Source organism: Amycolatopsis sp. NPDC051071 (assembly GCF_040682875.1).
GTDB lineage: Bacteria > Actinomycetota > Actinomycetes > Mycobacteriales > Pseudonocardiaceae > Amycolatopsis.
The window spans coordinates 1-12376 of record NZ_JBFBBY010000199.1 but is presented as its reverse complement, the minus strand read 5'-3'; the positions used below and the strand labels follow the sequence as shown (position 1 = coordinate 12376).

The 12376-nt window shown below is 67.1% G+C and carries 11 protein-coding genes; 7 read left to right on the top strand and 4 right to left on the bottom strand.

From position 1 onward, the window contains the following. Positions 1-118: 118 nt before the first annotated feature. A complete protein-coding gene (gene leuA / locus AB0M65_RS36335; protein ID WP_364038476.1) occupies positions 119-1876 on the bottom strand; it encodes a 2-isopropylmalate synthase in 1758 nt (585 codons plus the stop codon). A 243-nt stretch (positions 1877-2119) separates the two neighbouring features. On the opposite strand from leuA, the gene AB0M65_RS36330 reads away from it, so the two are divergent. From AB0M65_RS36330 to AB0M65_RS36320, 3 genes are read left to right on the top strand one after another with little or no spacing between them, the layout of a single operon-like run. Next, positions 2120-2485: a hypothetical protein gene (locus tag AB0M65_RS36330; RefSeq protein ID WP_364038473.1), complete on the top strand. Its 366-nt coding sequence runs from the start codon at positions 2120-2122 to the stop codon at positions 2483-2485. Between the two features lie 23 nt (positions 2486-2508). Beyond that, positions 2509-3108 (top strand): chemotaxis protein CheB, encoded by a 600-nt coding sequence (locus AB0M65_RS36325; RefSeq protein ID WP_364038470.1) that lies wholly within the window; start codon positions 2509-2511, stop codon positions 3106-3108. Then, complete coding sequence (locus AB0M65_RS36320) at positions 3108-4952, top strand: CheR family methyltransferase (RefSeq protein WP_364038467.1); 1845 nt, start codon at positions 3108-3110, stop codon at positions 4950-4952. The genes AB0M65_RS36325 and AB0M65_RS36320 overlap by 1 nt, the downstream gene beginning before the upstream one ends. Here AB0M65_RS36320 and AB0M65_RS36315 read toward each other — a convergent pair. Then, positions 4873-5667 (bottom strand): ANTAR domain-containing protein, encoded by a 795-nt coding sequence (locus tag AB0M65_RS36315; protein ID WP_364038464.1) that lies wholly within the window; start codon positions 5665-5667, stop codon positions 4873-4875. The genes AB0M65_RS36320 and AB0M65_RS36315 overlap by 80 nt on opposite strands. A gap of 166 nt (positions 5668-5833) precedes the next feature. Between AB0M65_RS36315 and AB0M65_RS36310 the strand changes: the two genes are divergently transcribed. After that, the gene (locus AB0M65_RS36310; protein ID WP_364038461.1) at positions 5834-6718 is read left to right on the top strand and encodes an ANTAR domain-containing protein; all 885 of its coding nucleotides are present in this window, start codon (positions 5834-5836) and stop codon (positions 6716-6718) included. Here AB0M65_RS36310 and AB0M65_RS36305 read toward each other — a convergent pair. Next, positions 6711-7562: a helix-turn-helix domain-containing protein gene (locus AB0M65_RS36305; protein WP_364038458.1), complete on the bottom strand. Its 852-nt coding sequence runs from the start codon at positions 7560-7562 to the stop codon at positions 6711-6713. The genes AB0M65_RS36310 and AB0M65_RS36305 overlap by 8 nt on opposite strands. A 95-nt stretch (positions 7563-7657) precedes the next feature. Between AB0M65_RS36305 and AB0M65_RS36300 the strand changes: the two genes are divergently transcribed. Further along, positions 7658-9127, top strand: coding sequence for an MFS transporter (locus AB0M65_RS36300; protein ID WP_364038455.1), 1470 nt, complete (start codon positions 7658-7660; stop codon positions 9125-9127). Here the strand turns inward: AB0M65_RS36300 and AB0M65_RS36295 are convergent. Continuing rightward, the gene (locus tag AB0M65_RS36295; protein WP_364038452.1) at positions 9088-9684 is read right to left on the bottom strand and encodes a nitroreductase family protein; all 597 of its coding nucleotides are present in this window, start codon (positions 9682-9684) and stop codon (positions 9088-9090) included. The two genes, AB0M65_RS36300 and AB0M65_RS36295, sit on opposite strands and share 40 nt — an antisense overlap. A gap of 282 nt (positions 9685-9966) precedes the next feature. Between AB0M65_RS36295 and AB0M65_RS36290 the strand changes: the two genes are divergently transcribed. Together AB0M65_RS36290 and AB0M65_RS36285 are read left to right on the top strand one after the other, a co-directional pair. Next, entirely contained in the window at positions 9967-11232 is a 1266-nt protein-coding gene (locus AB0M65_RS36290) for an aspartate kinase (protein WP_364038449.1), read from the top strand. Continuing rightward, a complete protein-coding gene (locus AB0M65_RS36285; protein WP_364038479.1) occupies positions 11229-12269 on the top strand; it encodes an aspartate-semialdehyde dehydrogenase in 1041 nt (346 codons plus the stop codon). Before AB0M65_RS36290 ends, AB0M65_RS36285 begins: the two co-directional genes overlap by 4 nt. Positions 12270-12376: the final 107 nt, after the last annotated feature.

Genomic DNA, 12376 nt, shown 5'->3' with positions numbered 1-12376 from the left:
CCGCGACCACACCCGACCACTACAACTACTCGGACTCTGACCACCAACCAGCCACAACCGACTTTGCCGGGGCCCTGCGCCTAGCGCAAGGAAGGGGGCCTTCATGTACTCCAGTTGCTTACCGGTTCGCTCGGTTCACGGCCGAGACGACGGCCCGCAGCGAGGCGGTCACGATCGAGGAGTCGATCCCGATGCCCCAGAACACGCGGTCGGAGATGGCGCATTCGATGTACGACGCCGCCCGCGCGTCGTCACCCGGCGAGAGCGTGTGCTCGCTGTAGTCCAGCAGCCGCAGGTCGAACCCGACCGTCGACAGCGCGTCGAAGAACGCCGCGATCGGGCCGTTCCCGCGTCCGGTGACCTCGTGCTCGTCACCCTCGACCCGCACGGTCGCGGCGATGTCGTACTCCCCGTCACCGTTGTCGGTGACGTGCTGGCGCACCAGCTCCAGCGGCGTCTTCGACTCCAGGTACTCGGCCGAGAAGGCGTTCCACATTGTGGCGGGGTCGACTTCGCCGCCCTCGGAGTCGGTGTGCCGCTGGACGACCTTCGAGAACTCGATCTGCAGGCGCCGCGGCAGGTCGAGCTGGTGCTCGGCCTTCATGATGTAGGCGACGCCGCCCTTGCCGGACTGCGAGTTCACCCGGATCACGGCCTCGTAGCTGCGGCCGATGTCCTTCGGGTCGATCGGCAGGTACGGGACCTCCCACGGGTGCTCGTCGACCGGGGAGCCCGCCTTGTCGGCGGCGGCCTTCATCGCGTCGAGGCCCTTGTTGATCGCGTCCTGGTGGCTGCCGGAGAACGCGGTGAACACCAGGTCACCGGCCCACGGGCTGCGTTCGTGCACTGACAGCTGGTTGCAGTACTCGACCGTCCGCTTGACCTCGTCCATGTCGGTGAAGTCGATTTGCGGGTCGATGCCCTGGCTGTAGAGGTTCATGCCCAGCGCGACCAGGTCGACGTTGCCGGTGCGCTCGCCGTTGCCGAACAGGCAGCCTTCGATCCGGTCCGCACCCGCCTGGTAGCCCAGTTCGGCGGCGGCGATGCCGGTACCGCGGTCGTTGTGCGGGTGCAGCGACAGGATCACCGAGTCGCGGCGCTCCAGGTTGCGGTGCATCCATTCGATGGAATCGGCGTACACGTTCGGCGTCGCCATCTCGACGGTGGCGGGCAGGTTCAGGATGACCGGCTTCTCCGGCGTCGGCTGCCAGATGCCGGTGATCGTGTTGCAGACCTCGAGCGCGTACGACAGCTCCGTGCCGGTGTAGGACTCCGGCGAGTACTGGAAGCGGAAGTCGGTGTCGGGCTGCTTCGCCGCGTAGTCGACGACCAGTTCAGCGGCCTGCGAAGCGATCTTCGTGATGCCGATGCGCTCTTCGCGGAACACCACGCGACGCTGCAGGACCGAGGTCGAGTTGTAGATGTGGACGATCGCGCGCGGCGCCCCTTCGAGTGCCTTGAAGGTGCGCTCGATCAGCTCGGGACGGCACTGGGTCAGCACCTGGATGCTGACGTCTTCCGGGATGGCGCCCTCGTCGATGATCTCGCGGACGAAGTCGAAGTCGGTCTGCGACGCCGCCGGGAAGCCGACCTCGATCTCCTTGTAGCCCATGCGGACCAGCAGGTCGAAGAATTTGCGCTTGCGGGCGGGCGACATCGGGTCGATCAGCGCCTGGTTGCCGTCGCGCAGGTCCACCGCGCACCACAGCGGGGCACGGTCGATGCGCTTGTCCGGCCAGGTGCGGTCGGGCAGATCGATGTCCTCGACCACCTCGAACCAGGGCCGATAGCGGTGTACGGGCATCGAAGTGCCGCGTTGGGTGTTCCAGGAAGCCTGCTCGGACGGGGCCGGACGCGTGGGCTTACGGATGCTCATGAGGGGACGGTTCTCCTGAAGAATCGGGTGCGACGACCGGCACCACGAAGCCCCGCGACGGGGAGCCGGTCCGATCAGGCCCCGTCGCGGCAGCGAAGCAGGAGAGCTCGAGCCACGAGGCCACCTTAACCACGAGATCTCCCGAAAGGAAACCCGGGCCGCGATCGAACCGTGACCAGCGTGGCGCCCATTCGGGTTACTCGCGGGTAGCAATCGGACCTGAGGGCATGCCACACTGCCCGCATGGGTGAGCACGCTGAAGACAAGGAAACCGCAGATCAGGAGACCAAGCGCAAGGTCGACTGGCGTGCGGGAGGCGGGCGCGCGGCCGGGATCCTGGCGAGCGTCGTCCGCTGGGCGGGGTTGATCTTCGCCGCCATCCTGGTGCTGCACGTGGTCTTCGTGATCGGCGAGGCGAACCCCGACAACGGCATCGTGTCGTTCGTACGTGGCTGGGCCGACGGGCTGCTGCTGGGCTTCAAGGACCTGTTCATGCCCGCCGACTTCAAACTGCGGGTGCTGATCAACTACGGCGTCGCGGCGATCTTCTGGATGGTGGTCTCGGCGATTCTCGCCAAGATCATCCGGCGCGCGGGCGGGTCTGCCTAGCTCCCGGGCACTACGCTCGGAAGATGCTCGGCCTCAGCCGTCTTCAGGCGGCTTACGAGATCGTCGCCATCGGATCCTCGGCAGGCGGAGTCAAGGCGCTGATCGAGATACTCGGCGCCCTGCCCGCCGACTTTCCCGTGCCCCTGGTCATCGTGCAGCATATGGACCCCCACCACGACACCCTCCTCGCCGACATCCTCGACCGCCGGTCCCGGCTCCGGATCAAACTGGCCGAGGCCGACGACGTCGTCGTGCCCGGCGTCGTCTATATCGCGCCGCCGGATCGCCACCTGCTCGTGAATCCCGGTGGCACCCTCAGCCTGTCGGTGAGCGATCAGGTGAAATACGTCCGGCCGTCCGCCGATCTGCTCTTCGAATCCGTTGCCGCCGTTTACGGCCTGTCGGCACTCGTATGTGTCCTGACCGGGACGGGTTCCGACGGCGCGGCGGGGGCCGGAATAGTCAAATCGCGGGGCGGTACCGTTGTCTCAGAGGATCCGGAAACCGCCGCATTCAAGGGTATGCCCCAGGCTGTGGCGAGGGCCGTGGCGGTCGATCTGGTGCTCCCGCTGGACGACATAGCCAGTGCTCTCATCAGCCTGGTGAAGGGAACGAAGCCGTAATGAGCCCGCCCGACGAAATCGAGAACACCGAACTCGAGATCCTGCTGAATTTCATCAAGGATTCCCGCGGTTTCGATTTCACCGGCTACAAGCGGACTTCGTTGGCCCGCCGGGTCCAAAAGCGGATGCAGACGGTGAAGATCGACGGGTACGCCGAGTACCGGGATTTCCTGGAGACCAACTCCGAGGAGTTCCTCGAACTCTTCAACACCATTCTGATCAACGTCACCAGTTTCTTCCGCGACACCGAGGCCTGGAGTTACCTGCAGACGGTCGTCGTGCCCGAAATCGTCGAGAAGGTGGATCCCGCCGACGAGATCCGGATCTGGAGCGCCGGCTGTTCGAGCGGGGAGGAGGCCTATTCCCTCGCGATGATCTTCGCGGAGCATCTCGGTATCGAGGAGAGCACCAAACGCGTCAAGATCTACGGGACCGACGTCGACGAAGAAGCCTTGCGTGAGGCCAGAACCGGCCTGTATTCCTCGAAGGCGCTGGAGCGGATGCCGGAAGCGCTGAAGAAGAAGTACTTCGAACCGAGCGGCAATCTGTTCGCCTTCCGCCGCGATCTCCGTCGCCGGGTGATCTTCGGCAGGCACGACATCACGCGTGACGCGCCCATTTCCCGCGTTGATCTGCTTGCCTGCCGCAACACCTTGATGTATTTCAACGTCGAGGCGCAGGCGAAGATCATCGAACGATTCCATTTCGCGCTCAACGACGGCGGCCACCTGTTCCTCGGGAAGGCCGAAATGCTGCTTTCCGACGGCGTCCGGTTCGACGTCGCCAACATCCGGAACCGGGTGTTCAAGCTGCGAGCCGGTGGTACGACGGCGCGGGCCCCGCGCTTCGACGTCCGGGCCGGGGCGGGTGTGCGGGACGCCAACCGAAGGCGCCTCGTGAGCGAACTCGCCTTGGCCTCTTCACCCGATTCGGTGCTGGGAATCGACCGGGACGGCACGGTCGCCTTGATCAACGGCTCGGCAAGGCTGCTTTTCGGGCTCTCCTCGAACGACGTCGGCAGGCCGTTCCACGACCTGGAGATCTCGTACCGGCCGATCGAACTCCGGTCCGTCGTCGACCAGGCGCACAGCGATCGCCGCAGCATCCGGGTCAACTCCGTGCGGCGTCAGAAGGGCGGCGGCGACCCGCAGTACTTCGACATCATCGTCCGGCCCTTGCTCACCATCGAAGGCGAGGACATCGGCGCGGCCATCACGTTCCTCGACACCACCGAATCCACCAGGCTCCAGCATGAGGTGAAACGCGTGCAGGAAGACCTGGCCACGGCTTACGCCGAACTTCAGTCGACGAACGCGGAACTCGAAACGGTCAACGAGGAACTTCAGTCGAGCATCGAAGAGCTGGAGACCACGAACGAGGAACTCCAGTCCACGAACGAGGAACTGGAGACCACGAACGAGGAGCTCCAGTCAGGCAACGAAGAACTCGAAACGATGAACGAGGAGATGCGCATCCGCACGGCCGAACTGGACGAGACACGCATGTTCTTCGAAGGCGTGCTGTCGAGCGTCGAGGCCGGGGTGGTCGTGCTGGACGGCGATCTCCGGGTGCGCAGCTGGAACCGCGGCGCGGAGGAACTGTGGGGCCTGCGGTCCGAAGAGGTCTACCTGGAGGGCTTTTTCACCCTCGACTTCGGCCTGCCGACCACCGGGCTCCGCGACATCGTCGAACTGAGCAACGAGACCGGGCACCGGGCCGCGCGGGTCGAGATCGAAGCGGTGGACCGGAAGGGCAGGCCGCTGGTCACCTCGATCGGCTGTTCGCCGCTGAGCGGTCCGGGCGGCGGCGTCGTGTTGCTGATGGAGAAGCGGCTGCGCGGCTGACCAGGTCGGACACGCTCATCCGGCGGCTGACCAGCCGCTCGCAGAGTTCGCTGATCCGCTGGTTGTGGCCGCGGGCGTAGCGGCGCACCAACAGAAATGCCTCGTCCGGGCCGATCTCCAGCCGGGCGGACACCAGCCCCTTCGCCTGTTCGATGATCACCCGGCTGGAGAGCGCGCCCTGCAATTGCTCCGAGGTCGCGGTCAGCCCGGCGATCGCGCGGTGGTTGAGCATGCCGATCGTCGCGATATCGGCGAGCGCGTTCGCGATCCGCAGATCGGCCACCGGCAGCGCTACGGTTTCCGTGGTCAGAATGGTCACCGCACCGAGCATTTCTTCGCGGCGACAGAACGGGAACGCGTGAATCGTTGTGAAGCCGAGTGAAAGCGCGGCCGGGGCAAGCTGTTTCCATCGTTCAGCCGACTCTTTGAGACCTACGTTGACGATCGGCTCATGGCCGGCCTGGCAGTCGATGCCCGGCCCTTCCACGGCAAGGAGTTCGCCGAGTGGCGGGGTGCTGAGCCGTTCATCGGTGACCACCTCGACCAGCTGGTCGGTGCGGTCGCCGAGAGCGGTGAGCCGGATCGACGACTCCGTGACCAAATGCGCGTACCGATCGGCAACGCAGAGCCAGTAGACCGTCGGATCCAATGCGGGTCCGAGTGTGTCGGCCAGCTCGACCATGGTGTCGGCGACCCATTGTTCGCGGTTCTGCATGAGAATCCGGCCTTTCTGCGGACTACAGTCTCGAGAGGCTCATCCAAGCGAGAACGCGTGAGCGCTGAGGCCAACAACGGTAGTCCTCCGATGGAGGCCACGAAAGCCGTGCCACTCAGCCGTTCGGGTCACATCCCCGCGCCCGGCGCGGGCGTAGGCTCGCCTCATGTGGGACGGCACCGGTGGTCGGTACGACCCGTCGGCCCTGCGCAGACTGGTCGCGACCGAGCATGGACGAGCGGATCGTGCGGCGGGCGTCGCCAGGCGGCATGAAGGTTTGATGGAGACCGCCATCGAGTCGATGCGTCCCTTCCACCGGCGGATGGCGGAGCTCCACCGCGCCACCGAACGCAAGCACCGCGCCGCGGCCGACCTGCATGCCGGTTACGCGGTCGCGATGAAGGACTGGGCGGATGACCCGGCAGGCGTTCCCCCGGCGTTCATGGCGGCGGTCGCCGAGGCGTCCGGCCTCCGGAGCCTGGCGGTGACCTTGTTCAGCGCCGGTGATACCGAGGTGGCGGTCGTCGTGTCCGATCCCGTCGCCGCCAAGGCACACGACCTCGAGTACGTGTTCGGTGAAGGGCCGTGCCGCGGCACGCCACTCACCCCGGGCGTCTGCGGCGAGCCGGAGCTTTCGGCGCGGTGGCCGCAGTTCGGCCCGGCCGCGCGGGAACTCGGCGTGCGGGCGGTGGTTTCGGCTCGGCTCGGGCTGCGGGATGCGCCGATGGGCACCCTCACCGCGTACCGGACCGAGCCCGAACCGGCCGCCGAGGTGGCCCGTTCGGTGGGTGTGGTGGCCGAAGCGCTCACCGCCACCGCGTTGCATCCGGCCCTCCGCATCGACGGCGACGACGGGCTTCCCGTGCATCCGCTGTTCGGCGACGTGGACATCCGCGTCGTGGTGCACCAGGCCACGGGAGTGGTGATGGCCACCCACGGATGCTCCGCCTCGGACGCGCTCGCCCTCATCCGCGCACACGCCTTCGCCCGGAACGAGAGCGTCACCGAACTGGCCTTGGCGATCGTGAGCAGGAACTACAAGCTCATCTGACGCGTTCGGCGTGGGAGTGGGGCAGAAGCCGCACCGCGTCGGCGGAAGCCGGGTCTCGCGGAGTGTAGATCTCGAGCCGGTGGTCAGGGCTGTCCGGCTGGAGCCACACCTGGTAGTCGACACTCACCGCGCCGACGGTGGGATGCCGCAGGTCCATGGCACCCACGGTGCAGTCCGCGACGTCACCGGTCGCCCAGAGCGTGGCGAATTCGTCGCTGCGCATCGTCAGTTCGCCGATGAGCGCGGCCAGCCGGGCGTCCGTCGGATAGCGACCGGCGGTCAGCCGTAGGTAGGCGACATGCACGGCGGCGAGCTCGGCCCAGTTGCCGAACAGGTCGCGGGTGAGCGGGTCGAGGAAGAACATCCGCGGGACGGACGGCCGCCGCTCCGGATCTCCCGGCGCGTCGAAGCCGACGTGTTCGGCGGTGAGCGCGTGCCCGGAGCGGTTCCACGCGAGGACGTCGCCCCGCCTGCCGAGCACGACGGACGGCACGGTCTCGCCGAGGTTTTCCAGTAACGCGAGGACCCGGGGGTGCGGATGCTCCGTGCCCGGTTCGGCCAGCCGGGGCATGGCCGGCCGCCCGGCGAGGTTGTGCAGGTGGCCGGTCTCGACGAGGTCGAGCCGGAGTGCGCGGGCGAGCGCGTCGAGGACCTGCTGGGAAGCCGTCTCGGCCAGGCCCTGTTCCAGGCGGGTGTAGTACCCGGCGCTCACCCCGGCCAGCTGCGCGAGCTCTTCGCGCCGCAGGCCGGGCACGCGGCGGGAAGTGCCGTAAGTGCGCAGGCCGATCTCGGCGGGTGTCACCCGGTCACGACGACTCTTGAGGAACACGCCGAGGCTTTCCATGACTTCGACCCTAGGGTGCCGCGTGGGGGTACCTGCCGGGTGTACCCACGGCACGGGGATGGCTGGCCGGTGGGCATCGCGACACGGTCGAAGGCATGACACGACAGCACACGCGGGCCTGGTTCGGCCTGCTGGTGATCCTCTGCCCGGTACTCCTGGTTTCGATGGACGGGTCGATCCTGTTCCTCGCGATGCCCCGGATCAGCCAGGCACTCGCCCCGACGGCCGATCAGCAGCTGTGGATCCTGGACGTCTACGGGTTCGCCGTCGGATCACTGCTGATCGCGTTCGGCAACATCGGCGACCGCTACGGACGGCTGAAACTGCTGATGATCGGCGCCACGGTGTTCGGCGCGGCTTCCGCGGGCGCGGCGTTCGCCCCCAGCCCGGAACTGCTCATCGCGTTCCGCGCGCTCATGGGGCTGGCCGGCGCGACGCTGCTGCCGTCGGCGCTGGCGGTGCTGAGCGAACTCTTCACCGACCCGCGCCGCCGGGCACAGGCGATCGGCGTCTTCGCGGCCGCGTTCGCCGCCGGGTTCGCGATCGGCCCGGTCGTCGGCGGCGCGTTGCTGGAACACTTCTGGTGGGGTTCGGTCTTCCTGGTCAACCTGCCGGTGATCGCGGCGTTCCTGCTGCTCGCGCCGGGTCTGCTGGGTAAGGTCCTCGCCGGTGGATCCGGCCGCGTCGATCTGCTGAGCGTGGTGCTCTCGGCCGCCGGGCTGCTGCTCGCGATCTACGGGATCAAGCACACCGCCGCGGCAGGCCTGTCCGTCGTCGCGGTGGCCGCCGGGATCGCCGGAGCCGTCCTGCTGGTGTGGTTCGCCCGCCGCCAGCGAGGCCTCGACCGGCCGCTGATCGACTTCTCCCTGTTCCGCGACCGCGTCTTCACGATCGCGATCATCACCGGCCTGCTGCCGCTCGCCGCCTGGTCGGCGTCCGCCTATCTGGCCGGTATCCACCTGCAGTCGGTCCTCGGCCTCGCCGTACTGGACGCCGCACTCCTCGCGTTGCCGGGAGCGGCCGTGCTCACGATCATGTGCGTCGTCACCCCGGCTCTGGTCGAGCGCGTCGGCAAGAAAGCGGCGCTGGTGCTCTGCCACTTCTCCATCGCCGTCGGCCTCCTGTCGCTGCTGATGACCGGCGTCTCGGGCGGGGTGGGCTGGTACGTCGCGTCGACCGTGGTCGCGGGCGTCGGCTACGGCATCTCGTTCAGCGTGGTGGCCGACACGGCCGTCGCCGCGGTGCCCGCCGAGCGTGCGGGCGCGGCGGGCGCGATCGCGGAGACCAGCAACGAGATCGGCAACGCGCTGGGGATCGCGCTGATGGGCTCGCTCGCCGCCCTCGTGTTCCGTCTTGCCGGTCCGGAGCTCGCCCCGACCCTCGACGCGACACTCCAGCTGCCCGGAATCGCGCCCGTAGCCGGTGCTGAAGCGAAGGAGGCTTTCGTCACGGGCCTCCACATCGTCGCCGCGGTGCTGAGCCTTTTGCACGTCGCTCTAGGCGTTTTCGCCCTGCGCCTGCTCCCTCATTCGGAGAAGGCGCTCGTGCCCCAGGCGTCTTCGTAGGCGAACTCCTCCAGCGAGACTCGCTCCCTCGGCGCCTTCTCGCGCTCGATCCGCCAGTCCTCTTCGAGTACCGAAGGGTCGGCGGGCGAGCCGACGGCGATGGCGACCTTGGGGACGACGTCGTCCGGAAGCCCGAAGAACTCCGTCACCGCTTCGGGGGAGAAGCCGGCCATCTGGTGCGCGATCAACCCAAGTTCGACGGCCTGGAGCACGAGATTCTCACTCGCCAGCCCCAGCCCGTACTCCGCGTAGGGGACGTCGCCCTTCTCGTTCGTGGTCACCATCACGCCGATCAGCAGCAGTCCGGCGCGATGTGCCCAGTCCCGGTTACCCGGATTGAGCGTGGAGAGGATCCGGTCGAACGACGGCGTCCCGCGCAGGCCGACCAGGTAACGGGCAGGCTGGGTGTTGCCGAACGACGGCGCCCAGCGGGCCGCTTCGAGCAGTGCGCGGAGCTGCTCTTCGGTGACCGTGGCTGCCTCGTCGTAGGCGCGTGGACTCCATCGGTGGGCCAGGATCGACGCGATCGGGGTACTCGTGTGTGCGGGCTTGTGCATGGCTCGGGAAGATACAGCGGAGCGAAGCTCCTCGTTTGAGGGTGGCGGCGGGGGCATGGATGGAATGACAAGAGGTGCTCTCCGTCACTAAAGTGAAAGCCCTCCTATCATTTCGTTGGTGTTAAGGAAGATTTACTTCCAGAAGTCCTCGAAGTGGTGGTCAGGACCACTTACGAGGGTGGCGGGTGTGCGTGACCCCGGTAGGCTTTCGCCCAAATAAGGGACGCGGGGGCTCCTCGGTGCCCACCAGGAGCACGCCCGGCCCGTCGAGGAGGTTCGGGCGTGGCCCTCGTGGTCCAGAAGTACGGCGGTTCGTCGCTGGAAAGTGCCGACCGGATCAAACGTGTCGCGGAACGCATCGTCGCCACCAAGAAGGCGGGTAACGACGTGGTCGTCGTCTGCTCCGCCATGGGCGACACGACGGACGAACTGCTCGACCTCGCACAGCAGGTCAACCCGGCGCCGCCGGAACGTGAGATGGACATGCTGCTCACCGCCGGTGAGCGCATCTCGAACTCGCTCGTCGCGATGGCGATCTCGGCGCAGGGCGCGGAGGCGTGGTCGTTCACCGGTTCGCAGGCCGGTGTGGTGACGACGTCGGTGCACGGCAACGCGCGGATCATCGACGTCAGCCCCAGCCGCGTCACCGAAGCCCTCGACCAGGGTTACATCGCGCTGGTGGCGGGGTTCCAGGGCGTGTCGCAGGACACCAAGGACATCACCACCCTCGGCCGCGGTGGTTCGGACACCACCGCCGTCGCGCTGGCCGCGGCACTGAACGCCGACGTCTGCGAGATCTATTCCGATGTGGACGGTGTGTACACCGCCGATCCCCGGGTCGTGCCCGATGCCCGCAAGCTCGACACCATCGCCTACGAGGAGATGCTGGAGCTGGCCGCGAGTGGCTCGAAGATCCTGCACCTGCGCTCGGTGGAGTACGCGCGCCGGTACGGCGTCCCGATCCGAGTCCGTTCTTCCTACAGTGACAAGCCGGGCACCACGGTGACCGGTTCTATCGAGGAGATCCCCGTGGAACAAGCGTTGATCACCGGTGTGGCGCACGACCGCTCCGAAGCCAAGATCACGGTGACCGGCGTGCCGGACCACGCCGGTGCCGCCGCGAAGATCTTCCGGGTGATCGCCGACAACGAGATCGACATCGACATGGTGCTGCAAAACGTGTCCAGCACGGTCTCCGGCCGCACCGACATCACCTTCACGTTGTCGAAGGCCAACGGGGCGAAAGCCGTGCAGTCGCTGGAAAAGATCAAGGGCGACATCGGTTTCGGGTCGGTACTCTACGACGACCACGTCGGCAAGGTGTCGCTCGTCGGCGCGGGAATGCGTTCGCACCCCGGTGTCACGGCGACGTTCTGTGAAGCGCTCGCCCAGTCGGGCGTGAATATCGAGATCATCAACACCTCCGAGATCCGGATCTCGGTACTGATCCGGGACGCGCAGCTCGACGACGCGGTGCGCGCGATCCACGATGCATTCGAACTCGGCGGCGACGAAGAAGCCGTCGTCTACGCGGGGAGTGGTCGCTGATGTCAGGATTGCGAGTAGGAGTGGTCGGGGCGACCGGTCAGGTCGGCGGTGTGATGCGCCGTCTGCTTGCCGAACGGGGTTTCCCGGTCGCCGAGATGCGATACTTCGCTTCGGCGCGGTCCGCTGGCTCGAAACTTCCTTGGCAGGACGAGGAAATCGTCATCGAAGACGCGACGACCGCCGATCCGTCCGGTTTGGACATCGCGTTGTTCTCCGCCGGTGGCTCGACCTCCAAAGCACAGGCGGAGCGCTTCGCGGCCGCCGGTGCCACGGTGATCGACAACTCGTCCGCGTGGCGAATGGACCCGGACGTCCCGCTGGTCGTCAGCGAGGTCAACCCGCAGGCGATCAAGGAAGCACGCAAGGGGATCATCGCGAACCCCAACTGCACCACGATGGCCGCGATGCCGGTGCTCAAGCCACTGCACGCCGAGGCCGTTCTGGTGCGACTGGTCGCCAGCACCTACCAGGCGGTGTCCGGCAGCGGGCTCGCCGGTGTCGAAGAGCTGGAAGGCCAGCTCGCCGCGGCGGCGTCGAACGCGGGCGCACTGACCCACGACGGCGCGGCGGTGGACTTCCCCGCGCCGAAGAAGTACGCGCGGGCCATCGCGCACAACGTCCTCCCGCTGGCCGGAGCCATTGTGGACGACGGTGAATTCGAGACGGACGAAGAGAAGAAGTTCCGCAACGAGAGCCGCAAGATCCTGAGCATCCCGGAACTGCTCGTCTCCTGCACCTGTGTGCGGGTGCCGGTATTCTCGGGGCACTCGATCTCGATCAACGCCGAGTTCGCGCAACCGCTCTCGGTCGCCCGCGCGACCGAACTGCTGGCCGGTGCCCCTGGCGTCGAACTGTCGGACATCCCGACCCCGCTGCAGGCCGCGGGCCAGGACCCGTCGTACGTCGGGCGGCTGCGGACGGACCCGGGCGTCGACGGCGGTCGCGGCCTGGCGCTGTTCCTGTCGAACGACAACCTGCGTAAGGGTGCCGCGCTGAACGCCGTCCAGATCGCGGAACTGCTCGCTGCGAACGCCTGACGCTCCGCTTGCCCCGCTGCAAGTACATGAAGGCCCCCTTCCGTGCGCCTAGCGCACGGAAGGGGGCCTTCATGTACTTGGCTAGCCGCAACCAGAGGACTCCATGC

Coding starts and splice junctions, on each gene's coding strand:
- leuA (WP_364038476.1), bottom strand. CDS start 1,876: ATGAGCATCCGTAAGCCCACGCGTCCGGCCCCGTCCGAGCAGGCTTCC.
- AB0M65_RS36330 (WP_364038473.1), top strand. CDS start 2,120: ATGGGTGAGCACGCTGAAGACAAGGAAACCGCAGATCAGGAGACCAAG.
- AB0M65_RS36325 (WP_364038470.1), top strand. CDS start 2,509: ATGCTCGGCCTCAGCCGTCTTCAGGCGGCTTACGAGATCGTCGCCATC.
- AB0M65_RS36320 (WP_364038467.1), top strand. CDS start 3,108: ATGAGCCCGCCCGACGAAATCGAGAACACCGAACTCGAGATCCTGCTG.
- AB0M65_RS36315 (WP_364038464.1), bottom strand. CDS start 5,667: ATGCAGAACCGCGAACAATGGGTCGCCGACACCATGGTCGAGCTGGCC.
- AB0M65_RS36310 (WP_364038461.1), top strand. CDS start 5,834: ATGTGGGACGGCACCGGTGGTCGGTACGACCCGTCGGCCCTGCGCAGA.
- AB0M65_RS36305 (WP_364038458.1), bottom strand. CDS start 7,562: ATGGAAAGCCTCGGCGTGTTCCTCAAGAGTCGTCGTGACCGGGTGACA.
- AB0M65_RS36300 (WP_364038455.1), top strand. CDS start 7,658: ATGACACGACAGCACACGCGGGCCTGGTTCGGCCTGCTGGTGATCCTC.
- AB0M65_RS36295 (WP_364038452.1), bottom strand. CDS start 9,684: ATGCACAAGCCCGCACACACGAGTACCCCGATCGCGTCGATCCTGGCC.